We start from the raw sequence: 24,230 nt of genomic DNA, 5'->3' as shown, positions 1-24,230 counted from the left end.
CACTCCTGACCACCCCTGACAACAAATGACCACCCCTGACCACCCCTGACAACAAATGACGCCCCCTGACACCCCCTGACCAAAAACAACACCCACCAACCCCGACGCACCTAATCACATCAACATCAACCACTATGAGTGATGCATTGCAAAAAACCATAACACTCCTGTTACTGATTACTCTGGGGCTGCTGCTCAAAGGGAAGTTCAAGAACAAAGACCAGACAAACGGCATCAAGGAGATCATCCTTTCCGTGGCGCTGCCTTCCACGATTTTCATTTCGCTCATGAAAATCGACATCGACTCGTCCATGATCGTGATCCCGCTGGTGACGCTGGTCTTCAATTTCCTGATGTTCTTTTCGGCCCCGCTGGCATTTGCGCTTTTCGGGGTTGAAAAAAACAGTCCTACCGGCCGCACGCTCATGATGCTGATTCCTTCACTGGCGCCCGGACTATCGTGCTTTCCGTTTATCGCGGAGTTTTTGGGAGAGAAAAGTCTGGCTATTGCAGCCCTGGCAGATGTAGGAAACAAGTTCTTTGTACTGATATCACTGTATATCCTGGCCATGAACATGTTTCTCAAAAACAGTAATGACCAGGAAACGAAGCTCGGCGGGAAACTCAAAAGTCTGTTTGTCAGCATGTTCCAGGAGCCGATCAACCTCCTGATTTTCCTGGCGATCCTGCTGCTGAGTTTCGGGATCAACTATGGAAGCCTGCCGCTGGTTGTGCAGGAGGTATTTGACAAAACAAGCGCCATGATGACGCCCCTCGTGCTGCTGTTCATCGGACTGGCCGTGCAGCTCAAAGAAGGCAAAAAACGCATTGTCGCCAGCATCCTGTTTTTCCGCGCAGGGATCACGATGATCATCAGCGCGGGGATGATCTACATTCTCAACATCACCGACAATGCGATGATCCTGCTGGCCATCGTCATTCCGCTCAGTGCGGCCAGTTTCTGGCCGCTGGCGCACATTTCGGCCTTCAACCTGCGCGAGGATTCGAAAAACATGCCCAAGGAAAAGCGCACCTTCGATCTGGAACTCGCAGTACTGCTGCTGGCTTTTTCGCTGCCTTTTTCAACCATCCTGATATTGGGCATACTTTCCTCCGGGACCTTCTTTGCCCACAACACGACCCTGATCACAGCAGGGCTGATCCTGATCGCACTTGGTGCCCTGCCCAATGCGCTGAGCAAGGTTTTTGTAAAAATGTCCAAAGCCTGAAAATATCCGGTTATTTGCTCAACTCCTGACTATGAAGCTGCCCGGCCCTGCAAAGGATGCCGGGCACTTCTTTTTTACACAGGTTTGATTTTGCCTGAAAACTTTCCTTTGCGACCTTTGCGCCTCATTGAAAATCACGTCCCATGTCCGACCTGCTTACCGGCTCCGCAGCTACCCCGAAAGAACTTGGTTTTACATTCCCTGCCGAGTGGCACCCGCACAGGGCCACGTGGCTCACCTTCCCGCATAACGATGCGTCGTGGCAGGGTGAGCGGCTCGGCAAAATGCGCCCGCAGTATCTTGAATTTATCAAGACGATCAGTCTGGGTGAGCAGGTAGGCATTGTCGCCAATGATGAAAAGCTCAAAGGCTACATTTCGGAAGCATTGGACGGGGTCGGTGTTGATCTTTCCAAAATCGAGTTTGTAGTAAAGCCCACCAATGATGCGTGGTGCAGGGATCACGGACCTGCATTTCTGATCAATAAAAATAGCGGTGAGAAAATGATCGTCGACTGGGGGCATAACGCCTGGGGAGGCAAATATCCGCCCTACGATGATGACAACCGTACTCCCGCTGCCATCGCAGCGCACCTCGGGCTGCCGCTCACTTCTCCGGGCATTATCATGGAAGGCGGTGCAGTGGAATTCAATGGGGCGGGAAGCGTACTGACGAGCAAATCCTGCCTGCTGAACCTCAACCGCAACCCTCACCTGAACCAGGGGCAGATTGAAGAATTTCTTTGCAACTTCTATGGTGTGGAGCAGGTACTCTGGGTAGAGGGCGGCATTGAAGGCGACGATACGGACGGACACATTGATGATACCACGCGGTTTGTCAATGAAGATACAATCGTGGCTGCCGTTGAGCACGACCCGCATGATGATAACTATGGCATTTTGCAGACAAATCTTTCCATGCTGAAAGCAATGCGGCTGGTCAATGGAAAACAGCTCAACATCATTGAGCTGCCTATGCCAAAAGCAGTAATTATCGACGACTTCCGTACGCCCGGCTCCTATGCCAATTTCCTAATCTGTAATGCCGGTGTCATCGTACCCGTATTTGAAAATCCGAACGATGCAGTTGCCATCGACATTCTTGAAAAAGCCTTTCCGGACCGGAAGGTTATCCCGCTGAAAGCGACGGAGATCATCTGGGGCCAGGGAAGCTTTCACTGCCTGAGCCAGCAGGAGCCGCTGGTCTGAATTTACCTGGGTTGTTTTTTCAAAATCGGAACTGATCCAATCACGTACTTGCAATCCTCAGGAGCTTTGCCCTTAAAATGCAGGGCGGCTGATTATTCGGCGTACACGCCCATCTGTGTCCAGTCATCGGGTTCCTGCAGGAAAACATTGTAGTCTACGAAGCCGCGGATTCCGTCGGCCCAGCCTTTTTCGCTGTGCTGCCAGAAGAGTACCTGGGCGTCGGCAGCGAGGTCGTTGAGGTGCGTGCGGGAGTAGCCGGCCAGCCATAGGGGATAATCGTCAAAGTTGCCGGCAATGTACTTTTTGTAATAATGCTCATTGACGTAAATGATCGGGCGCATGCCATAATGCTGCTCAATTTGCATGAGCCAGTTGCGTACACCTTTGATAATGATATCGTCGGGTTTGTTTGCATTTGTTTCCAGGTCGAGTACCGGAGGAAGATCGCCCGGCTCGATCCGCACCTGCCCAATGAAGTTCTGCACCTGCCGGTCGGACATGACGCGCGGATTATAGAAATGGTACGCTCCCCGCTTCATCCCCACCCTCCTGGCCTCGCGCCAGTTGCGCTCAAACTGCCGGTCGAGGTGGGTGGCGCCTTCAGTGGCTTTAATGTATACGAAGTCAATCTTCACATTTCCGTGCCGGGCTTTTTTAAGCTTTTCCCAATTGATCTTCGCATTGTGGTGTGAAACATCTATCCCGTGGATTGCATACCGCAGGGGCAGCTTGATCCCGAATTCACTGATAAACTCCCATTGATTTTCATCCTTGCTGTCGCGGTACCAGAGTACCCCGCCGATCAGGAGCAAAATTCCTGCAATAATGGCCCAACCTTTGGCAGGAAGCGGTTTTACGTAGTTTTCTGTCTCTGCGGATGCGCTGGTTTTCTTTTTTGCCATACCTGCACAAAGGTATAAAAGTTAGTGGTAGAGGGATCACAACCATTCATTTTCATAATCCACCGTTCATGTACTTTGTATAACATAGTACCTGCCATAACACATACATTTACATCATCAAAACAGCAACTCAACTGTCCAATTTAAACATCTGTTAGCCATGAAAACTTCAATCAAAACCATCGCCGCCACTTTTGCTTTTGCCGCATTGTTCACATTCAATTCTTTTGCGGGAGACAAGGAAGCAAAAAAAACAGCTTCATTCGAAACCGGCATTTTTGTAACAAGAACTGGCAATATCCACGTCAGCATCGACAAGTTCCAGAATACGCCTGCAACCGTAATCGTCACAGACAAAAGCGGAAAGGCTATTTACCGGGAAATGCTGGGTAAAAAAACCGATAAATACAGAAGACAGCTGAATGTAAGTTCACTGCCCGCTGGCAACTACTCCATCGAGATCAGTGCGGGTGAAGATAAAATTACCCGCGACTTCGAACTGAGCGAAAGACCGACTTCAAGAGAAATCAGTATCCGTTAGACAATAAAGGTTGTGAATGAAAAAGGGTGACGAAATTGTTTCGTCACCCTTTTTGCATATGCCTGGTTCTTTTATCAGATCACCACGTTCACAATGCGTTTTGGAACAACGATCACCTTTTTGGCGGCTTTCCCTTCCATCCACTTCAGTACGGTTTCGTTGGCCAGTACCTGCTTTTCGATTTCGGATGCGGGTGTGTCCAATGCAAACGGAAGCGAAATACGAACCTTGCCATTGATCTGCACCGGGTATTCGAATACATCGTCTACGGTAAACTTCTCCTCCCAAACCGGGAACGAAGCCTTTCCGAGCGTACCCGGCTCGTTGCCCAGCGCTGCCCACAGCTCCTCGGTGATATGCGGCGCATAGGAAGACAAGAGTACTACCAGCGGCTGCAATATATCCCTGCTCTGGCATTTGAGGCTGCTCAGCTCATTCACACATACCATGAATGCACTGACCGCCGTGTTGAATGAAAACGATTCAATGTCCTCCTGGATTTTCTTGATCGTTTTATGCAGCACTTTCAGCTCCTCGGGCCTGGACGCAACATCTTTTACCAGAAACTGTGCATTGTCATTGTAAAACAACCGCCAGAACTTGCGGATAAAGCGGTATGTCCCGTCAATACCATTGGTGTTCCAGGGCTTGGCCTGTTCCAGCGGCCCGAGGAACATCTCGTACATACGCAGCGTGTCGGCCCCGTACCTGTCTACGATGTCATCAGGATTTACAACATTGTACTTGGACTTGGACATTTTTTCAACCTCCGTCCCGCAGTGGTAGCGACCGTCTTCAAGGATAAACTCGGCATGCTCTCCGGCGATATCGGGCCGGGTAGCTTTGAATTTTTCTACATCAAGAATGTCATTTTCAACAATATTCACATCCACGTGCAGCGGAGTCACCTCATATCCGAACCTCAGCCCTGCACTTACGAACACGGGCTTGGCGTAGTTTTCATTTTTCACCCGGTACACAAAGCTGCTCCTTCCCTGGATCATGCCCTGGTTGATCAGCTTTTTAAATGGCTCTTCCTCGGGCACGTAGCCTCTGTCTTTGAGAAACTTGTTCCAAAAACGGCTGTACAGCAAGTGTCCGGTGGCATGTTCGGTGCCGCCGATGTACAAGTCTACATTCCGCCAGTAACCGATAGCATCCTGCGAGGCAAATTCCTCCTGATTTCTGGGGTCCATGTACCGGTACCAGTACCAGCTGCTGCCCGCCCAGCCGGGCATGGTGCTCAGCTCGTAGGCATCGCCCGTAGCAGGCAGCCAGTCCGCAGCCCGGCCAAGCGGCGGTTCACCGGTTTCTGTGGGAAGGTATTTATCTACCTCCGGCAGGTTGAGCGGCAGTTCGTTTTCTTCCAGCAAGTAAGGTACAGGCTCTCCTTTGCTGTCTTTTTTATAAAAAACAGGCACCGGCTCGCCCCAATACCGCTGCCGGCTGAACACCGCATCGCGCAGGCGGTAGTTGATTTTCCCCTTTCCTAAGCCTCGCTCTTCAAGCCATTGGATCAGCTTATCGGTGGCCTCCTTGTAGCCCAATCCATTAATGATGCCGGAGTTGATGTATTTTCCTTCCTTAGTCGCGTCGGCTTGCGTTTCGATTTCCTTTTGCGCATCGAGGATCGGAATGATGGGCAGATCAAAATGTTTCGCAAAATTCCAGTCGCGCTGATCGCCCGACGGCACCGCCATGACCGCACCCGTGCCGTAACCTGCCAGCACATAGTCTGCAATGTAAACGGGTACCCTGGCGCCACTCAGCGGATTGATCACATAAGCGCCGGTAAACGCACCTGACACTGTTTTCACATCCGACATCCTGTCCCGCTCGGACTTTTTCTGCGTCATCGCGATATAGGCATCAATCTCACCCCGCTGTGCAGGTGTCGTAATTACATCTACCAGCTCATGCTCCGGCGCAATCACCATAAAAGTCACCCCATAAATGGTGTCGACACGGGTGGTGAAAACTTCGATGGAGGAGGGAGAAATGGAGGAAGGAGGAATGGAGGAAGGTATTTCTTCATCCTTTCCTCCATTCCTCCTTACTCCATCCTCCTTTTCTCCCTCTAACGGAAACCGTACCAACGCTCCTACCGACCGGCCGATCCAGTTACGCTGCTGCTCTTTCAGCGACTCGGTCCAGTCTACCATATCAAGGCCATCGATCAGGCGCTGGGAGTAGGCAGTGATCCGCATCATCCATTGGCGCATCAGTTTTTGGATGACAGGAAAACCGCCACGTTCAGATACACCGTCTTTTACCTCATCATTGGACAACACCGAACCCAGGCCAGGGCACCAGTTGACAGTGGCATCGGCTACGTAGGTGAGGCGGTATTTCAGGGTGATTTTATATTGTTCCTCAGCACTTAATGCCTTCCATTCGTCTGCTGAAAAAATAGGCGTATCTTCATCTTTGGGGGCATTCACTGCCTTGTTCCCGCTTTTTTCAAAAATGGCGATCAACGTCTCGACAGGTTCTGCCTTGCCGGAATCATTGTTGTACCAGCTTTTGAAAAGCTCCATGAAAATCCACTGGGTCCATTTGTAGTACGAGGGATCGGAGGTACGTACTTCACGCTCCCAGTCGTAGCTGAAACCCAGGTTTTTGAGCTGCTGAATGTACCGGCTGATGTTTTGCTCGGTTGTGACGGCGGGATGCTGGCCGGTCTGGATCGCATACTGCTCGGCAGGAAGGCCAAAGCTATCGAAGCCCATCGGGTGCAGCACATTGAAACCTTTCAGCCTTTTGTATCTTGAATAAATATCGGATGCGATATAGCCCAGCGGGTGCCCTACATGGAGGCCCGCGCCTGAGGGATAAGGAAACATATCCAGCACATAGTACTTGGGTTTTGCCGAATCATTGGTGACCCGGAACGTGCCTTTTTCTTCCCAGAATGCCTGCCATTTCTTTTCAATTTCCCTGTGGCTGTACTCACTCATAACACCTGATTTGTGGTTCTTTTGATCAAAGCCCGCCATGTCTGCGCTGAATTTTGTTGCAGCAGGGCGGCTTCCTTTTTTTTATTTGGAAGCGCAAAAATAGCTCTTTTGATCAGATTCAGGCATTCTGGTAATCAATAACATTCATGCTGATGCCTTTGCAGAAACAAATTCCCAAATCCGGCCTGTATTCCTACTTTTGTATATCATTTATTCACCGGTCTGAAAGCGGAAAGCCCGTTTGAAGGCTTTTCTCAGGAGCAAAGTGGCGATCAACACAGACAATGTCAGGCTGGTATTCGGGTTAAAACTGAAACAGTTACGACTCGACAAGGGAATGTCCCTGGGAGATCTTTCCCAAAAATCCGGCCTGTCTGTGTCGTACATCAATGAAATTGAAAAGGGAAAGAAATACCCGAAGTCCGACAAGATCATTGCGCTGGCAGCAGCCATGGACGTGGACTATGATACGCTCGTTTCGCTCAAACTCAGCAAGCGCCTCGAACCGATCTCCGACCTGCTCAGCTCCAACATCCTTACCGAGCTGCCGCTCGAACTTTTCGGCATCGACCCGGCCGACCTGCTTGAAATCCTCTCCGATGCACCGACCAAAATCAGCGCATTTGTAGGTACGCTGATCGAAATTGCGCGCAACTACAACATGTCCATCGAGAAATTCTACTTCTCAGCCCTGCGCACCTACCAGGAAATGCACGATAATTACTTTGAGGACATTGAGCAGGAAGCAGAACGTTTTCTGGAAGAATACAGCATTGCGCCCGACCGTATTCTGGACGAGCCGCATTTATACGAAATCATTACATCACGGTACGGATACCGGGTCGAAAACATCAATGAGCGCGCCAATCCGGAGTTTGCTACGGTACGTTCACTGACCATTCCTTCTCCTTCGGGTACCCGGCTGCTGCTCAACAACCATCTCACTTCCGTGCAGCGGGCATTCATCTATGGGAGAGAAATCGGGTATCTTTATCTGGGGTTGAAAAACCGCCTGCACACCACGGCCCTGGTTGAGGCTGAGAGCTTCGAACAACTGCTGAACAACTTCAAGGCTTCCTACTTTGCGAGTGCCATCATCATCCGCAGAAACCTGCTGGTACCCGCACTGGCCGACTTTTTCAACCTGTCTGCCTGGCAGCCTGAGCACCTTATCAACCTGATCCATCGCTTCAATACCACGCCTGAATCATTCTGCTACCGGATCAGCAATGTGCTGCCGCGCTACTTCGGGATTAATCAGATCTTTTTTTCCAGGTTCAACAACTTTGTGGGGCAAAATATCTTTGATATGAGCAAAGAGATGCATATCTCCCGCAAACACTATCCACATACGGTCAAAGACGAGCACTACTGCCGCCGCTGGGTAGCGCTTACGATCCTCAACGACCTGGGGGATGCTATTGTGCAGAAGGAAGAGCCGGGCATCCTGTGCAAAGCGCAGCGCTCCACCTACCTCGACACCCGGGACGAATACCTCGTGATCAGTTTTGCACAGCCCATGTCGCCCACGCCTAATCTCAACGTGAGCGTATCCATGGGCATTTACCTGGACGAAAACACGCGCGAAAAACTGGCCTTCCTGAATGATCCCCTGCTGCCTGCCCGTGAGGTAAACCAAACCTGCGAACGCTGTGCCCTTTTTGACTGCCGGGAGCGGGTTGCCGCGCCGGTTATTTTACAGAAACGGCATAAAAACGAGGAACTCCGGAAGGCATTGAAGCGCATGATCCATTGACACTATTAAAAATTTCTTAAAAGTCAGTGTACAAAAATTTAGCGCTTTCTTCTGAATTATCTTTGCAAACTTTTTGGAAGAACGACTATGCCCGGCACATACGATTTTGAGGATCTGATCATCAGGCTTTCCACCCCGTTTTACATTCTGCTGATCGGGCTGGAAATAGTGCTAACTTACCGGTCATCGCGGGAGCACCACCCGGAGAGGCCTTCCTATACCTTTCGTGACACGCTTACCAATGCTGCTCTGATGCTCCTGAATGGCGGAATCGATCTGCTTTTCAGGGCTGTGTATGTAAGCGCCCTGATCTGGTTTTTTAACAGGAGCATTTTGCCTGCGGTGGAGCCTGCTGCTGTCTACTGGTTTTTGCTTTTCCTGCTGGAAGATCTGGCATTTTACGTACTGCATTATGTGGATCATCACTGCAGGTTGTTCTGGGCAGTACATGTGACACACCATTCTTCGGATCATTTTAACCTTACCACCGGGTTCCGTTCCTCTGTTTTCCAGCCCTTGTACCGGTTTGTCTACTTCATCCCCATCGTGCTGCTGGGCTTTAATCCGGCAGATGTGATTGTGATGTATTCCATTACACAGATTTACGGCATTATTGTTCACACTGAATATGTAGGTAAAATGGGCTGGCTTGAATACCTGTTTGTCACCCCTTCTCACCACCGGGTGCATCATGCCAGCAATATTGAATACCTGGATAAAAACATGGGCATGTGCCTGATCATCTGGGACAGGATTTTTGGCACTTTCCAGGAGGAGCTGGATGCGGTGAAGCCATGCTACGGCCTGGCCAAGCCTGCCGGTAATACCCGGCTTATCACTACGGTTTTCCACGAATGGAGCGCGATCGCTCATGATTTCAGAAACTCGGCCGGCTGGAAAATGAAAATGAGCTACCTGCTGAAAGCACCGGGCTGGTCGCACGACGGCTCCCGCCAGACCAGCCGTGAGTTGCAGAACCAAAAACGGGCAGTTCAGCAAGGCGAGGCCATTGTGGCCGAATAAGTCCTGGTATTTTGCCTGATCAGGTCCGAAAGTATGGTTATCTTTGCAGTATTAAAGGTTAACTCCCTTTCACCATGCATCAGACACTCCAACTGGTACTGGCGCCCGAAATCGCGCTGGACGAACGCAACCTGCGTACCCATATTCTTCAGAAACTCCGCCTCAGGGAGGATGATACAACACTGATCCGTAAAACCCGGCAGTCTGTGGACGCCCGGGGCAGGCAGGTCAGGGTTAATGTACAGGCCGAAGTTTATGTCAATGAGCAGCCGCCTGCATTACTCGGCCACCAGACCGACTATCCCGACGTCAGCAAAAGTCCCTCGGCCATCATTGTAGGCTGCGGCCCTGCGGGCATGTTTGCTGCATTGCGGCTGATTGAGCTGGGGATCAGGCCTGTGATCTTTGAAAGAGGCAAAGACGTACGCGCACGCCGCCGCGACCTGGCAGCGATCAATAAAGACCACATTGTTAACCCGGAGTCAAACTACTGCTTTGGCGAGGGAGGTGCAGGCACCTACTCTGACGGAAAGCTCTACACGCGCTCTAACAAGCGCGGCGACATCCGCCGGGTACTTGAAATATTTGTCCGCCACGGTGCTACTGAGCAAATCCTGATTGACAGTCATCCGCATATCGGTACCAATAAGTTGCCGGTTGTCGTTTCAGAAATGCGCGAGAGCATACTCAAAGCCGGCGGTGAAATCCATTTTGATACGAAAGTCACCGACCTGATTATTGAAACAGGTACAATAACAGGTGTTATCACTGGCAGTGGGCAGGAACACCGGGGAATAGGCGTGATACTGGCTACCGGCCACTCAGCCCGCGACATTTACTACCTGCTGCACCGTAAGAACATACTGATCGAAAGTAAATCCTTTGCCATGGGCGTGAGGATTGAGCACCCACAGCGGGTGATCGACCAGATTCAATACCATTGCAATACGGATCGGGGCCCGTACCTGCCGGCTGCTTCGTACAGCCTCGTCACCCAAACCATGTACAAGGGAGTACGCAGGGGGGTTTTTTCTTTCTGCATGTGCCCGGGTGGCTTTATTGTACCCGCAGCAACGGTGCCCGGCGAGGTTGTGGTAAATGGCATGTCGCCTTCACGCCGCGATTCGCCGTATGCCAATTCGGGCATGGTAGCCACGGTGGAAGACGAGGACATACAGCCTTATAAAAAAGAATGGGGGCCGCTGGCCGGACTCATGTTCCAGCAGGAAATGGAGCAAAAAGCCTGGAAAATGGCAGGACAGACGCAAACGGCTCCTGCTCAGCTGGCGAGCGATTTTGTAAAAAGTAAAATATCCACGAACCTCCGGGATACCTCCTACCAGCCCGGCCTGCACTCGGTTGACTTGTACGATATCCTGCCTGATACGATTGCATTTCCATTACGCGATGCATTGACGGATTTTGGAAAAAAGATGCGCGGGTATTTGTCTCCTGAGGCACAGCTGATCGGGGTCGAAAGCCGCACTTCATCGCCTGTGCGTATTCCACGTGACCGCGACACCTGCGAACATCCTGAAATCAAAGGACTTTTTCCCTGCGGGGAGGGTGCCGGTTATGCAGGCGGCATCATGTCGGCGGCAATGGATGGCGAGCGCTGCGCCGAGCAGCTGGCTGTGCATTGCAGGAAGTAAAAAGTAGGTTGGTTTGCAAGTTCACTGGTTAGTTCCTATTATTATACTTGCAGAGTACCCTGCAATTTGATCAATTCACACACCTATGCCAGAAGTATTCCGCATGTTTGGAATGAAGTTTTTCTTTTACAGTCTGGAACATTTGCCGATTCATATTCACGTGAGAAATGCGGAAGGTGAGGCCAAATTCGAGGTTGAACCCATCGTCCGGCTGGTTTCAAGCTATGGCATTAAAACCAAGGATCTGGTCCTGGCCGAAGCATTAGTCGAGCAGCACAAAGAGCTGATTATCACAAAGTGGCAATACTTTTACGGAAACCATTAATCACAAGACACTATGACAATCAAGCACATCTGGTTTGATGAAGCCAATATCTATGTGGTCCTTGACACAGGTCATACCATTGGTAATCCTTTAAGCTGGTTCAAAAGACTTGAAAGCGCAACTCCGGAGCAACGTCAGCATTTTAAGTTGGGGAGCGGACGAAATAGTGTACATTGGGAAGCGCTGGATGAAGACCTCAGCCTCGAAAGCTTTTTTGACTTTAAAAGAGAATTGAATTACGCCAATATCTGACCAACAATAGCGCCTTTGGAGTCGTTTGCTGCATTTACGGACCAACTTTCACAAAAACTGAAATATCCGCTGCCCGGAGAGTCGGCGCACCGGAATATGCAGGCTTTGTCCAAAATGCGGCTGACTTTCAAACCAAATGCAAAAACCCGCCGCAGTGCGGTACTCGTCCTTTTTTATCCGTACAAAAACGAGATTTACTTCCCGCTGATCCTGCGCCCTGCCTACGACGGCGTACATTCCGGCCAGGTGGCCTTTCCGGGTGGCAGGTTTGAGCTTACGGACGAGAGTCTGATACGTACCGCCATGCGCGAAGCCCAGGAAGAAATCGGGTTACGGCTGAATGATGTGAAGGTACTCGGCAGCCTGACGGAGCTTTTTATCCCTGCCAGCAATTTCAACGTTCTTCCCGTGATCGCGGTCATGCCTTACCGGCCCGACTTTTATCCGGACCCCAGGGAAGTGGAAGATATTTTCGAGATCAGACTTGAAGAAATCTCCGACAAAAACGTGATCGGGGCGAGTGAAATCCAAGTCCGTGGCGAACAGGTACATGCCCCGCACTACATGATCCAGGGCTATAAAGTATGGGGTGCCACGGCCATGATGATCAGCGAGCTTCTGGCCGTATTAAGTTCCGTAGACCCCGACACTGTCGGCTAATAATTCAAGCTTAATTTGCTATATTAGCAGTTGTTTGAAACATTCTTCCCGGCTTTCTTCGTCCCGTTTTCTGCTGTTTTAAAGCTGACATTCCTGCTGCGAAAGCCGGCAAGAACTGACCATACCAAAATTTACTGAGTACTTAAAACCTGGTTCCTCCTGCATTTATGGAAGAAAACGGAGCTGCATCCGAAGCAGAAGATAGCGAATTACATAAAAAGCTGCCCATATCGGGTTTGTACGAAAACTGGTTTCTTGATTATGCCTCCTATGTAATCCTGGAAAGAGCAGTGCCTGCGGTTGAGGACGGCTTCAAACCCGTGCAGCGCCGCATCATGCACGCCCTGAATGAAATGGACGACGGCCGCTTCAACAAAGTGGCAAATGTGGTAGGCTCGTCCATGCAATACCACCCGCACGGTGACGCCTCCATTTACGATGCCATCGTCAATATCGGTCAGAAAGAACTCCTTTTTGATACCCAGGGCAACTGGGGAGACGTACGTACGGGCGATAGTGCGGCCGCGGCCCGGTACATTGAAGTAAGACTTTCCAAGTTTGCCAAGGAGATCGTTTTCAATGACGATACTACCGAGTGGCAGCTTTCCTATGACGGCCGCAAGCGCGAGCCGGTTACATTACCCGTCAAATTTCCACTCCTGCTCTCGCTCGGGGTGGAAGGTATTGCCGTAGGTCTGTCCACCAAGATCCTGCCGCATAACTTTTGTGAGCTCATTGAGGCCTCCATCAGTATCTTGCAGGGCAAGGAAGCCACGATTTTCCCCGACTTCATGACCGGAGGCCAAATCGACATTTCCAACTATAATGACGGACATCGCGGCGGCAAGGTGCGTGTACGCGCCAGGATTGAGGAAGAAGACAAGAAAATGCTCGTCATCCGTGACATTCCTTTTGGTACTACTACCACCTCGCTCATCGACTCCATCGTGAAGGCGAATGACGGCGGCAAGATCAAGATCAAGAAAGTGGTAGACAACACGGCGGCGGACGTGGAGATACAGGTACACCTGGCACCGGGGGTATCTCCCGATATTACGATTGATGCGCTGTATGCATTTACGGAATGCGAAGTGTCGATCTCTCCCAATGCCTGCATCATTATAGCGGAAAAACCGCATTTCGTTGGTGTTACCGACATTTTGCGGCACAACACACACCAAACCGTGCATCTGCTGCAGCGTGAGCTTGAAATCAGGCGGAGTGAGTTGCTGGAAAAAATACTTTACGGCTCCCTGGAAAAGATCTTTATTGAAAACCGCATTTACCGGGATATTGAGGAATGCGAGACGTTTGAGGCCGTAATCCGTACGATCGACAAGGGACTTGCGCCGTACAAACCGCAGTTTTACCGTGAAATCAACGACGACGACATTGTAGCGCTGACCGAGATCCGGATCAAGCGTATATCTAAGTACGACGGCTTCAAGGCCGACGAGCTGATGCGGAAGTGGCAGGAAGAGCTGACAGTGACGGAAGATAACCTGGCGCACATCACCCGGTTTGCCATTGATTATTTCCGCGATCTCCTGAAAAAGTACGGCAAAGGCCGCGAACGCCGGACCGAGCTGCGCGCATTTAACCAGATTGCCGCCAACATTGTAGCGGCCAACAACCAGAAACTGTACGTTAACCGGGCAGAGGGATTTATTGGTTACGGCCTCAAAAAGGATGAGTACGTGATGGATTGTTCGGATATCGACGACATCATCGTTTTCAGGGGGGATGGAAAATGTGTGGTCACCAAGATTCAGGAGAAGGTTTTTGTAGGTAAAGACATTATTTACTGCGCCGTTTTTGTAAAAAATGACGAGCGTAAAGTCTATAACCTGGTGTACCTGGATGGTAAGACCGGGGTTTCTTACATCAAACGGTGCCAGATCACGGCGGTGACGCGCGACCGGGAATATGATCTGACGCAGGGTACGCCCAAATCAAAAATCACCTATTTCACGGCGAATGAGAATGGAGAGGCGGAGGTAATCAGCGTGAGCCTTACTGCCCAGAGCAAGGCAAAGGTCAAGCAGTTTGATTTTAGTTTTGCCGAACTCCTGATCAAAAACCGGAGTGCCATGGGCAACATCCTGTCCAAATACCCGATCCGGAAGATCATCCTGAAACAGGCCGGACGCTCTACCCTGGGCGGCGTAAATATGTGGTTTGACCCGATTATCGGGAGGCTCAACCGTGACGAACGCGGCGAGTACCTGGGTAATTTCGGGCCTTCGGACCATATCCTGGTCATTTATAAGGATGGAACGTACGAGCTGACCAATTTTGATCTTACCAACCATTATGAGTCCAGCGATGTTTTGCTCGTCCGCAAGTTTGATCCTGCTATCCTGGTTACAGGGATTTATTTTGACGGTGGTCAAAAGCAGCATTTTGTCAAGCGTTTCAACATCGAGACTTCGTCGGTGGACAAGAAATTCCTGTTTATCAGCGACACAAAAAACAGCAAGCTGCTCCTCGCTACGACAGATAAACGTCCGAGACTGGAACTGCTAATTGCAAAGACGCCTCAGAAAGAGCAGCATTCGGAAGAATACCTGATTGAGGAACTTGTTGAAGTAAGAGGCTGGCGGGCGATGGGCAACAAGCTTCCGGCGGATAAATTCAAGGAAGCACGCTGGCTGGCACCCCTGCCTGAGCCGGTAGAGGAAGCCCCTGCGGAAGAACCTGCGCCGGAGGAGCCTGAGGCTGCCACGCAGGAGATCGTTGTGGCGGAAGAAAAGCAGGAAACAGTGGAAGAAGCCGCAGAGCCGATACCACCCTCAGCAGAAGTGTCCGAAGAAGAAGAACCGGTGCAAACCACTACAATAAAGAAAGAACCCAAAAAAGGAAAAGGCCGGAAAAGCCAGCTCGGCCTGTTTGAATAGCAGATGTGCTATCTTTAAAAACAGTCCTTTCCGGGCAACATTTTGCAGGGTATGTTGCGTACTGGTAAATGCAGGCGCAGCATACCGTAGTTTACAAGAATTTGCAGATTAGAGGTAAACTTTACGAGTACAGTGAAGAAACTGATCAAAGCCATATTAGCCCTGTTATTTGCTTGCATGGTTTTCATCTTGCTTTGCAATTTTTGGGTAGTGTATTGCACCCGTCAGTACAGCTATTTTTCGATCCGGAACCTGCCATCCAATGATGTGGCACTGGTATTGGGCACCAGCCGGAACTCTGAAAAAGGAAAGGAAAACCTTTTTTTCAAGTACCGGATGGAGGCTACTGCCCGCCTTTTCAAAGAGGGCAAGATCAAGTACATTATCCTGAGCGGTAACAACGATTCGGAGTATTACAATGAACCCCTGGATATGCAGCGTGCTTTGTTAAATCTTGGAATACCGGAAAATGTCATGACACTCGACTATGCGGGTTTCAGGACGTTTGATTCCATTATTCGCTGCAAGGAAGTGTTTAACCAGGATAACTTTACGATTATTTCACAAAATTTCCACAATGCCAGGGCACTCTACATTGCTCATAATGAGGGCATCAATGCTATTTCATTCGCAGCACAGGACGTACCCGACGGCTACTCGCTCCGCACGCTGATCCGGGAGTACCTGGCCCGGCCCAAGGCGGTGCTCGACGTGCATGTACTGCGCCCGCCCGCTGATGTTACGTCCAATAACGAGATCAGGAAAAAATGAGAGCGGAATATGAAGTAAGATTCAGTATAAAAGGCTTTCCCGACCCATTTCGTCCCGACTGTATATTCCTGTTTTTCCTGTTGCTTGTTTCCGCAGGCTGTTTTGCACAAACTCCTACTTATCAGGTCAAAGGTAAAGTAACCGATGCTGCAACCGGTGATCCGATACCTTTTGCCAATATTGCCATCCAAGCTTCATTATCAGGAACCACGACGGATTTTGATGGAAACTATGTATTGCAGTATACACCACCTGCCGACTCGATGCTGGTTACCTATGTAGGTTACGGCAGTAAAAGCAAGCCTATCCTTCCTGATGTGCCGGTACAAACGATCGACATTCAGTTGACGCCGGCTACGACCCAGCTTAAAGAAGTAAAGATTTTTGCAGGAGAAAACCCTGCCTATGCAATCCTGCGCAGGATTGTAAGCAACAAGTCCCGCAACAATCCGGACGACCTGAGTGCCTTTGAATACAAGAGCTACAACAAGATCCAGATCGACATAGATAATATCTCGGAGAAATTCCGCAACCGGAAGTCGGTCCGGAAAATGACGCACATTGTTGACAAGTACGATGAGATCAAGGGAGAAAATGGGGAAACGATCATTCCGGTGTTCATTTCCGAATCGGTATCCAATGTTTTTTACCGGAACAATCCCAGGAAAAAAAAGGAGGTTATCCTTAAAACCAAGATTTCGGGTGTAGGACTGACGGATGGAGGACTGACTTCCCAGCTGGTAGGCTCGTCATTTCAGCAATATAATTTTTACAAAAACTGGCTTAACATACTCGAAAAGGATTTTGTGTCCCCCATCGCTGACAGCTGGAAGCTTTACTATGAATACTACCTGGCTGACAGCGTGTACAATGGTACCAGCTATGACTACCACATAGAGTTTGAGCCGCGTAAGGAGCAGGATCTGGCTTTCAAGGGCTCCTTCTGGGTAGACGGGAGTGCATTTGCATTGACACAGATTGATGTCAGTGTAGGAAGACAGGCCAATATCAACTTCATTGAACAAATCAAAATACAGCAATCGTATAAGCTGTTTGAAGATGAAAAAACGTGGCTGCCTGAGAAGACGCGCGTTTTGATCGATGTGGACGAACCTACCAAAAAAACGGCGGGAATGCTGCTCAAATTCTACTCGGCAAATTCGGATTACCGCCTCAATGTACCCAAAGATGTACGGTTTTACGATACGGGTATCGAGTTGCAGGAAGACTACCGTGACCATGACTCTACTTTCTGGATCCGGAACAGGCCTGAAACATTAAGCAAATCCGAGCAGCTGACATTTCAGCTGGTAGATTCACTGAAAGCATTGCCGGTGGTAAAAACGTACATTGAGATCCTGAATGTATTTGTAAACGGTTATAAGAAGATTGACAAATGGAATGTTGATATCGGCCCTTACCTATACCTGTATGCAAACAACAAGGTAGAAGGTCACCGTTTCCGCCTGGGCTTTCGCACGGATCCCGGTTTCAGCCGTAAATGGATTTTCAATGGATATGGTGCCTATGGTACCCGCGATAAAGCATTCAAATACGGAGGCGGGCTCGACTATATCATTGACCGTAAACCCTGGACGATGGCCGGCGTTTCCTACTCCAAAGACCTGGAAAGACTTGGCGTTTCAGCAGAAACCATTGGACCAAATACTATTTTCGGCGCATTTTCGCGCTTCGGGGCATTTCGCAGGCCTTACTGGCAGGAGGATATTTCGGCTTACTTCAAGCGGGAGGTAGTCAAAGGATTTACAGGCAGCCTACAGATCCGGCACCGGAACTTCAATCCGCTCTTTCCATTTGCCTATCGTACCAACCCCGCTGCGGGATCAGACTCGCCTGTAAGAAGCGCCTTTGACATCACCGAAATGAACTTTGAGGCCCGCCTGGCCAATAAGGAAACCTTTCTGATGAGCGATAACGAGCGTATCAGTATGGGAAACGGCAATTCACCTGTCATGACACTCCGGTACACACTGGGCGTGCAAAACCTGTTCGGGGGGGATTTTAATTATCAAAAACTTTCACTGAATGTCCGCCACAGCTTCCGGGCTGGCGTGCTGGGACGGACTGCGTACAATGTTACTTTCGGGTATATTCCCTCTACCCTGCCCTACCCGCTGCTTTATACGCCTTTGGGAAATGAGTCGCTGTTTTATGTCGACAATGCGTATAACCTGATGCGCTACTTCGAGTTCATTGCAGACAAGTACATTGCAATGAAAGTAGAACACCATTTTGAAGGCCTGTTTTTCAACCGAATACCATTGGTACGAAAACTGAAACTGAGGACGCTGGCGACCGGGCGTATCTTTTACGGTAGCATCAGCAATGCCAACCTTTCACTGACGACGACAGAAGACGAGTCGGGTAATGCAGTGCAAACGTTCAACCTCCTCAATCGCAAGCCTTATGTGGAAGTAGGTTACGGGATTGATAATATCTTAAAATCCGGCCGGATTGACTTTATCCATCGGCTGACTTACCTCAACAATCCAGGCGTTACTCCTTTTGCGGTGAAGATTTCGTTTTTGTTTAGTTTGTAAAAGTCTTCTTACTCCCGCACTACCTTTAACGTTTTTTCTTCTGAAACTGTCTTAATCCGGATCAGATATAATCCTGCTGCCGGCAACCGAAAAAGCTGTCTGGTTTCCGGATTTGATTTTTGTTTCAGCAAACTACCACCTGCACTCATTATTTTCATTTCCCTTGTTTTTTCAGGTAAGACTATCTGAATATTTCCGTCAGGAGAAGGATTAGGAAAAACTTTCAGGTTTTCAACCTTTTCTTTATCAGGAATTAGGGAGACAATCCGGCTGTAAGAAAAATGGCCATCGTCATCCAGCTGCTTCAACCGATAGTAACTGGTTGTAATAAAGTGGTCGTCAGCAAATGCATAATCCGTTTCATTATCTGCATTGCTTGCTGCGTCTACCCAGCCGATTTTCTCAAAAACTTTTACATCCAATGATTTCTGAATTTCAAATCCTTTGTTGTTCCATTCCACAGCCGTTTTCCAATGCAATTGAGCGCGACCGGGTTCGGATGCAAATGCATTGAAACTGATTAATCGTACCGGGAAGGCTGAAAAGGCTGCCTGCATATTGATATTACCCAAAATCCAGTCAATACTGGCACCGTTCGCACTTCCTGAGCCCGAGGCAGCGTAAATACCTGCAGGAGATATTTGCTGTGCAAATGCATGTCCTGCATATATGCCTGTTATGAGTGCAAATAAGATTTTTCTCATCGCCCTGTGATTTTCGATGGCGCACCAACACTTTGGGACATTGCAGCTTCCAGCTTTTCTATTTTTTGGGAAAGAGCCTTCATCATTTCCAACTCTTTGCGTAGGATGGCAATCTTGTCCGTCTTACTTTTCAACTCTTTCACGGATTCGATCAGGTGCGGGATCATACCGATGTAGTTCACCGATTTAAATCCTTTTTCGTCAGTTTTCACCAGCTCTGGAAAAAGGTTTTCAACCTCCTGTGCAATTAGCCCGGTTTGGATACTCTGATCCGTTCGTCCATCATTCCATCTAAAAAAGTAACCATTGATTTTGGAAAGCTTGGACAAGCTGCTGCCTGGCAGCAAAGTGATATCCTTTTTCAGGCGACGGTCGGAAGTTTGTATCATGCTACCATTCAACCGACCTTCACCCTGCCCGTTCACCCAAAATGCCCAGATATTTCCAACAAAAAAGCCCACCTCACCATCAGCCCGCATGCCTACAAAACCGTCAACATTATTTTGGCTGTTGTTAAAGTGAATTCCGGCAGTAGCACCAGCATTGTGGCGAACTCTGGCTCTTGCACCGAGGTCAAGCAGGTATTCGGGAGCGAGAACGTTTGTTCCTATACCTACATTGCCGCCATAAAGGATTGTCATTGCATTTTTCCTATTGTTATAATTTCCAATACCAACCTGAAATACTCTATCATTAAAAAATGGGATATTTTTCGCCTCTTCGCTATCATCGTTGTACGATCCCACCACAACAGAACCCACCGATTTTGATGTCACGTGATTGCCCAATGCAATAGATTCATTCCCTACGGATTTCGAACCTAACCCAAATGCAAACGAACTATCCCCTATTGCTTCTGAATGTCTGCCGATAGCTACCGTTTGCAAACCCAGTGCACTAGATTCGTATCCCATTGCGGTACTGTAATCGCCATATGCGTTCGTTTGGTATCCTGTTGCAAAAGAACAATTGCCTATATTCGCATTGTACCAAAGACTTGAAGTCTGAAATCCTGCTCTAAATGCAGCTTTACCAGGATGCCAAATAAGCCGCTCACCTTCGCCGATCGCTGGAGATGGCAGCGGTGCCGGAGGCTCATTTGTGCCATATGCCCCCTTCAAAATCAGTGGCTTGTTGTTTGACAATGCATCCGCCTGCCTTGATAACATGGCATATGGAACTGACAGCAACTGCGTTGTTCCCAAATCCACAAAGGCCTCACCTCCAAGCGGATCGAATTTGATTCCAAGAAAAAAAGTTTTGTCTAGGGCGGCCCAATCTATTACATCCAAGCCCGGCGTAACGCTCCCGATAGCTACATTAAATACCCCAAAATCATTGGTCATTACACTCTGTGTTTCTTCAAAGACCTTTGTTGTTGGCTGGGGCTCTGCCGAAAGCTTTTCGTAAATAGTTAATCTTAATTTAACCGAAGCATTTTGGATGATTTTCCCATCAGCACCCCGGGCAATGCCTTGGTAAGAAAATCGGTTAGGCACTTGGGCGACAGAAAATTGTGATGTGAGAAAGAGTAAGAAAAAGCAGATTAATGCTTGAAAGATGCCCTAAGCATAACCGCTGGAAGCTAAATGGTGTTTCAGACTTTTCATGTTGATGGCTTTTTAGTTAAGCCTGCTACAACGCAGCAGGTGAAAGCCAAAATCATGATTATCCAAATAAATCGGGCATTTGTTTACCCAAAGGCAGTAACTCGCCTATCCAACGGCACTTCAATCAAACACTCCGCAAATCCTTCGCCGCATAATTCAGCATAACCTCCTGTCCTACTTCGAGCTCGGGCCGGGTACGGTAAAATGCGAGTTGCTGGTGGTTGCCGGTGCAGACAATTTCCCAGTAGTTGCCGTGGAATCGTATCGCCGTCACCTTTCCCTTCCATTTACATTTGTCGGGGTTACGCGTGAGCCGGATTTTCTCCGGACGTAAATAGTGCTGCTTGGTGTCGCTTTCAGAAACGAGCCAGTTAATATCGCCGGTCAGCTCCGCCACGTAGCTGCTTACCGGTGCATTATACACTTCCTGCGGACTACCGGTTTGAATGATTTTTCCATTCTGCAGTACAGCAATGCTGTCCGACCATGCCAGCGCATCTGACGCTTCGTGCGTCACGAAAATGCAGCTTGTGCGATGCTCCCGGCGGAGGTTTTCAATGGCAGTAGCCAGCACATTGCGGTTATGATTGTCCAGATGGGCGAAGGGTTCGTCCAGCAGCAGCACATCAGGCTGCCCGGCCAGTGCCCTTGCAATGGCTGTGCGCTGCTTTTCACCTCCGGAAAGCAACTTCGCCTTTTGAGTACGGACACTTTCAAGTGCAGTAATTGCAATAAGCTCCTCCACACTTTTCTTTTTATAGACAGGATCATGAAACCTCAGTGCATAGGCGATATTTTCCTCCACGGTCTGGTTGGGAAAAAGCTCAAATTCCTGATGGATCAGCCTGATTGCCTTGTGCCCGGGCATGAGCTCCCCGCTGACAGCCCTTAATTTTTCATTCCTGAAAAAAACGTCACCCTGCTCCGCATCCAGGAACCTGCCCAGAATACGCAGCAGGGTGCTTTTACCCGAGCCGCTCTCGCCCAGTATACCCAGCCACTCGCCTGCATGTAATTGCAGATTAATGTCGGTCAGGACGGGCTTTCCACCCAATGTCTTGGTCAGTGACTGTGCGGCCAGGGTAATTTCTCCGGGGTTCATGCCTGTGCCCAGGTAACTTTCCCTTCAATAGGTGTGCGACGTGCCGGCAGCTCCGGTGCATCGTGGTACCCGAGAAAATACAATCCCATGCTTTTCTGATTTTCAGGTAATTCCAGAAAACGCGCAAGGTCTTCAAGCAAAGCCGGGCTGCTCCAATACGATCCGATGCCGTAAGCCGTGGCAGTAAGCCACATGTTTTGTACGGCGCAGGCTACGGCGGCGGTTTCTTCCCACTCAGGCAGCTTGTCGGGGTGCAGCTCTGCATTGATCACGATCACGCAGTTGGATTTGAGGACTTTTTCGCCCGCGGCATCGTAACGTGCTTGTGAAAAGGATTCGGCCGGCGTCTGACTGCGGTATCTTTCTGAGAAAAAACCGGCAAGACGTTTTTTGCTTTCTCCTTTAAATACCACAAAACGCCACGGTTCGGTCAGTTTATGGCTTGGGGCAAAATTGGCATTTTCGAGAATGGTGTGTATGATCTCGTCAGGAATATCTTTTTCGATGTAGCTCGGCGGAAAAATGCTCCTGCGGGTCCGGATGACCCGGTTAATTGTTTCAATTGATTGTTCCATTTCACTGTATTTGGTCAACAGGCAAAACTAACAATTATTACGCCCTCTGGTGCTGGTTGGCGCACTCTCCCGTAAAATATGCCTTCCGGATTGATCATGGCCAAATTTAACCATCCTGCTTACCAACTTTGCCGTTAAACAATTAACTTGAACCGCGCTTTTCACCATCTGCTAATTTGGCGCCCGAATTTTTATCAAATCTGATATTCCATGCTTGTAACTACTACCTCGAACATTGAGAACAAAAAGATCGTCAAGTACATCGGGTTGGTCAATGGAGAGGCCATTATCGGCGCCAATATCATCAGAGACTTTTTTTCAGGGATCAGGGATGTGGTGGGCGGACGCTCCGGAGCTTACGAACAGGCATTGCGCGAGGCCAAAAGCATTGCGATCCGTGAAATGATGGACCAGGCCCAGCGTCTTGGGGCAAATGGCGTCATCGGGGTTGATATTGACCTGGAAACCATTGGAGGCAGCGGCTCCATGCTCATGGTGAGTGCCAATGGAACCGCTGTATGTTATGAATGATCAGAAAACCGCGCGGGCAATCTGGGCTACGTTGTCGGACTTGCCCATGGTATAAAAATGCAGTACGGGAACACCATATTCAAGTAACTCCCTGCATTGCTGCGTACCCCATTCAATACCGATCTGCCGCACATCCTTGTCAGAATCGTGTTTTTCAACTTCCTTCACGAGGTCCTGCGGAAATTCAAGGTGGAAAATCTGCGCAAGTACGGTGAGCTGCCTGCGCGTAGCCAGTGGCTTTAATCCGGGAATGATCGGTACGGTAATGCCTTCCGCGCGGCAGCGCTCGACAAAGCTGAAATATTTTTGATTATCAAAGAACATCTGGGTGACGATGTAATTGGCTCCCAGCTCGACTTTTCGTCTCAGGTGCTGATAATCCGTGTCAAAGCTGACGGCATCAAAATGCTTTTCGGGATACCCGGCTACGCCGATACAGAAGTCGGTTGGGTAAGTTTCAGTTTCAGCCCGCAGCAGTATGCCTTTGTTCATGTTGCTCACCTGCTCCACCAGCTCCGAAGCATAAGTATGTCCGCCGAGCTTCGCCTTGAAAATACCCGCAGATTTTTCAGGGTCACCGCGCAGTACCAGCACATTGTCGATACCAAGGTAGTTAAGGTCGATCAAAACATCCTCGGTCTCATCTTTGGTAAACCCTCCGCAAATGACATGCGGCACGGCATCCACATGAAAACGCTCCATCAGCCGGGCACAAATGCCTACGGTACCAGGACGCTTTCGGATCGGAATACGCTCCACAAGACCATTCGGTCCTACACGGTCGATCAGTTCTTCACGGTGATAGGTGACATCTACAAAGGGGGGCTTAAACTCCATGAGCGGCTCGATGGATTCAAACAGCTCGTTGATATTCTGTCCTTTGAGCGGGGGGATAATCTCTATGGAAAAAAGGGCTTTACCTTCTGCGCGGCGAATGTACTCGGTAACCTTAGTCATGTACGGCTATAATGTGT

General features: G+C 49.4%; 20 protein-coding genes. 13 read left to right on the top strand and 7 right to left on the bottom strand.

Annotation, left to right across the window (positions count from 1 at the left end):
- Positions 1–134: 134 nt before the first annotated feature.
- A complete protein-coding gene (locus HWI92_RS24435; RefSeq protein WP_204660022.1) occupies positions 135–1,229 on the top strand; it encodes an AEC family transporter in 1,095 nt (364 codons plus the stop codon).
- A 143-nt stretch (positions 1,230–1,372) separates the two neighbouring features.
- Positions 1,373–2,437, top strand: coding sequence for an agmatine deiminase family protein (locus tag HWI92_RS24430; RefSeq protein WP_204660021.1), 1,065 nt, complete (start codon positions 1,373–1,375; stop codon positions 2,435–2,437).
- Between the two features lie 92 nt (positions 2,438–2,529).
- Here the strand turns inward: HWI92_RS24430 and HWI92_RS24425 are convergent, their stop codons facing one another.
- Positions 2,530–3,339, bottom strand: coding sequence for a glycoside hydrolase family 25 protein (locus HWI92_RS24425; RefSeq protein ID WP_204660020.1), 810 nt, complete (start codon positions 3,337–3,339; stop codon positions 2,530–2,532).
- 160 nt (positions 3,340–3,499) lie between these two features.
- Between HWI92_RS24425 and HWI92_RS24420 the strand changes: the two genes are divergently transcribed.
- On the top strand, positions 3,500–3,880 hold the full coding sequence (locus HWI92_RS24420) for a T9SS type A sorting domain-containing protein (RefSeq protein ID WP_204660019.1): 381 nt from the start codon (positions 3,500–3,502) through the stop codon (positions 3,878–3,880).
- A 74-nt stretch (positions 3,881–3,954) separates the two neighbouring features.
- Here the strand turns inward: HWI92_RS24420 and leuS are convergent, their stop codons facing one another.
- A complete protein-coding gene (gene leuS / locus HWI92_RS24415; RefSeq protein WP_204660018.1) occupies positions 3,955–6,837 on the bottom strand; it encodes a leucine--tRNA ligase in 2,883 nt (960 codons plus the stop codon).
- A gap of 265 nt (positions 6,838–7,102) precedes the next feature.
- Here leuS and HWI92_RS24410 point away from each other — a divergent pair, with 265 nt between their 5' ends.
- From HWI92_RS24410 to HWI92_RS24370, 9 genes are all read left to right on the top strand, one after another.
- On the top strand, positions 7,103–8,593 hold the full coding sequence (locus tag HWI92_RS24410; protein WP_204664848.1) for a helix-turn-helix domain-containing protein: 1,491 nt from the start codon (positions 7,103–7,105) through the stop codon (positions 8,591–8,593).
- 87 nt (positions 8,594–8,680) lie between these two features.
- Positions 8,681–9,616 (top strand): sterol desaturase family protein, encoded by a 936-nt coding sequence (locus HWI92_RS24405; protein WP_204660017.1) that lies wholly within the window; start codon positions 8,681–8,683, stop codon positions 9,614–9,616.
- Between the two features lie 74 nt (positions 9,617–9,690).
- Complete coding sequence (locus HWI92_RS24400; RefSeq protein WP_204660016.1) at positions 9,691–11,268, top strand: NAD(P)/FAD-dependent oxidoreductase; 1,578 nt, start codon at positions 9,691–9,693, stop codon at positions 11,266–11,268.
- Between the two features lie 85 nt (positions 11,269–11,353).
- The gene (locus tag HWI92_RS24395; protein ID WP_229248587.1) at positions 11,354–11,593 is read left to right on the top strand and encodes a DUF4160 domain-containing protein; all 240 of its coding nucleotides are present in this window, start codon (positions 11,354–11,356) and stop codon (positions 11,591–11,593) included.
- Positions 11,594–11,605: 12 nt separating this feature from the next.
- Positions 11,606–11,845: a DUF2442 domain-containing protein gene (locus tag HWI92_RS24390; RefSeq protein ID WP_204660015.1), complete on the top strand. Its 240-nt coding sequence runs from the start codon at positions 11,606–11,608 to the stop codon at positions 11,843–11,845.
- A 6-nt stretch (positions 11,846–11,851) separates the two neighbouring features.
- On the top strand, positions 11,852–12,505 hold the full coding sequence (locus HWI92_RS24385) for an NUDIX hydrolase (protein ID WP_204664844.1): 654 nt from the start codon (positions 11,852–11,854) through the stop codon (positions 12,503–12,505).
- Between the two features lie 167 nt (positions 12,506–12,672).
- Complete coding sequence (locus HWI92_RS24380) at positions 12,673–15,402, top strand: DNA gyrase/topoisomerase IV subunit A (RefSeq protein WP_204660014.1); 2,730 nt, start codon at positions 12,673–12,675, stop codon at positions 15,400–15,402.
- Between the two features lie 177 nt (positions 15,403–15,579).
- Positions 15,580–16,173 carry a SanA/YdcF family protein gene (locus tag HWI92_RS24375; protein ID WP_204660013.1) on the top strand — a complete coding sequence of 198 codons (594 nt, stop codon included), beginning with the start codon at positions 15,580–15,582 and terminating at the stop codon, positions 16,171–16,173.
- The gene (locus tag HWI92_RS24370) at positions 16,170–18,734 is read left to right on the top strand and encodes a DUF5686 and carboxypeptidase-like regulatory domain-containing protein (RefSeq protein WP_204660012.1); all 2,565 of its coding nucleotides are present in this window, start codon (positions 16,170–16,172) and stop codon (positions 18,732–18,734) included. Before HWI92_RS24375 ends, HWI92_RS24370 begins: the two co-directional genes overlap by 4 nt.
- Before the next feature lie 8 nt (positions 18,735–18,742).
- Here HWI92_RS24370 and HWI92_RS24365 read toward each other — a convergent pair whose 3' ends face one another.
- The 4 genes from HWI92_RS24365 to HWI92_RS24350 form a co-directional block, all read right to left on the bottom strand.
- Complete coding sequence (locus HWI92_RS24365) at positions 18,743–19,438, bottom strand: T9SS type A sorting domain-containing protein (protein WP_204660011.1); 696 nt, start codon at positions 19,436–19,438, stop codon at positions 18,743–18,745.
- Positions 19,435–20,937 carry a tail fiber domain-containing protein gene (locus HWI92_RS24360; RefSeq protein ID WP_204660010.1) on the bottom strand — a complete coding sequence of 501 codons (1,503 nt, stop codon included), beginning with the start codon at positions 20,935–20,937 and terminating at the stop codon, positions 19,435–19,437. The genes HWI92_RS24365 and HWI92_RS24360 overlap by 4 nt, the downstream gene beginning before the upstream one ends.
- 235 nt (positions 20,938–21,172) lie before the next feature.
- Entirely contained in the window at positions 21,173–22,150 is a 978-nt protein-coding gene (locus HWI92_RS24355; protein ID WP_204660009.1) for an ABC transporter ATP-binding protein, read from the bottom strand.
- Positions 22,147–22,725, bottom strand: a complete 579-nt coding sequence (locus tag HWI92_RS24350) for a nitroreductase family protein (protein WP_204660008.1) — start codon at positions 22,723–22,725, stop codon at positions 22,147–22,149. The genes HWI92_RS24355 and HWI92_RS24350 overlap by 4 nt, the downstream gene beginning before the upstream one ends.
- Positions 22,726–22,935: 210 nt before the next feature.
- On the opposite strand from HWI92_RS24350, the gene HWI92_RS24345 reads away from it, so the two are divergent.
- Entirely contained in the window at positions 22,936–23,256 is a 321-nt protein-coding gene (locus HWI92_RS24345; RefSeq protein ID WP_204660007.1) for a heavy metal-binding domain-containing protein, read from the top strand.
- Here HWI92_RS24345 and metF read toward each other — a convergent pair whose 3' ends face one another.
- Positions 23,257–24,213 (bottom strand): methylenetetrahydrofolate reductase [NAD(P)H], encoded by a 957-nt coding sequence (gene metF / locus HWI92_RS24340; protein ID WP_204660006.1) that lies wholly within the window; start codon positions 24,211–24,213, stop codon positions 23,257–23,259.
- Between the last annotated feature and the right edge of the window lie 17 nt (positions 24,214–24,230).

This window comes from Dyadobacter sandarakinus (assembly GCF_016894445.1).
Taxonomy (GTDB): Bacteria; Bacteroidota; Bacteroidia; order Cytophagales; family Spirosomataceae; genus Dyadobacter; species Dyadobacter sandarakinus.
Note: the sequence above shows the minus strand (reverse complement) of the source record. Positions and strands in the feature narration are given on the sequence as shown.

Bases quoted from the DNA above. Each gene is read 5' to 3' on its own strand.
- HWI92_RS24435 (WP_204660022.1), top strand. From the start codon at position 135: ATGAGTGATGCATTGCAAAAAACCATAACACTCCTGTTACTGATTACT.
- HWI92_RS24430 (WP_204660021.1), top strand. From the start codon at position 1,373: ATGTCCGACCTGCTTACCGGCTCCGCAGCTACCCCGAAAGAACTTGGT.
- HWI92_RS24425 (WP_204660020.1), bottom strand. From the start codon at position 3,339: ATGGCAAAAAAGAAAACCAGCGCATCCGCAGAGACAGAAAACTACGTA.
- HWI92_RS24420 (WP_204660019.1), top strand. From the start codon at position 3,500: ATGAAAACTTCAATCAAAACCATCGCCGCCACTTTTGCTTTTGCCGCA.
- leuS (WP_204660018.1), bottom strand. From the start codon at position 6,837: ATGAGTGAGTACAGCCACAGGGAAATTGAAAAGAAATGGCAGGCATTC.
- HWI92_RS24405 (WP_204660017.1), top strand. From the start codon at position 8,681: ATGCCCGGCACATACGATTTTGAGGATCTGATCATCAGGCTTTCCACC.
- HWI92_RS24400 (WP_204660016.1), top strand. From the start codon at position 9,691: ATGCATCAGACACTCCAACTGGTACTGGCGCCCGAAATCGCGCTGGAC.
- HWI92_RS24395 (WP_229248587.1), top strand. From the start codon at position 11,354: ATGCCAGAAGTATTCCGCATGTTTGGAATGAAGTTTTTCTTTTACAGT.
- HWI92_RS24390 (WP_204660015.1), top strand. From the start codon at position 11,606: ATGACAATCAAGCACATCTGGTTTGATGAAGCCAATATCTATGTGGTC.
- HWI92_RS24380 (WP_204660014.1), top strand. From the start codon at position 12,673: ATGGAAGAAAACGGAGCTGCATCCGAAGCAGAAGATAGCGAATTACAT.
- HWI92_RS24375 (WP_204660013.1), top strand. From the start codon at position 15,580: ATGGTTTTCATCTTGCTTTGCAATTTTTGGGTAGTGTATTGCACCCGT.
- HWI92_RS24370 (WP_204660012.1), top strand. From the start codon at position 16,170: ATGAGAGCGGAATATGAAGTAAGATTCAGTATAAAAGGCTTTCCCGAC.
- HWI92_RS24365 (WP_204660011.1), bottom strand. From the start codon at position 19,438: ATGAGAAAAATCTTATTTGCACTCATAACAGGCATATATGCAGGACAT.
- HWI92_RS24355 (WP_204660009.1), bottom strand. From the start codon at position 22,150: ATGAACCCCGGAGAAATTACCCTGGCCGCACAGTCACTGACCAAGACA.
- HWI92_RS24350 (WP_204660008.1), bottom strand. From the start codon at position 22,725: ATGGAACAATCAATTGAAACAATTAACCGGGTCATCCGGACCCGCAGG.
- HWI92_RS24345 (WP_204660007.1), top strand. From the start codon at position 22,936: ATGCTTGTAACTACTACCTCGAACATTGAGAACAAAAAGATCGTCAAG.
- metF (WP_204660006.1), bottom strand. From the start codon at position 24,213: ATGACTAAGGTTACCGAGTACATTCGCCGCGCAGAAGGTAAAGCCCTT.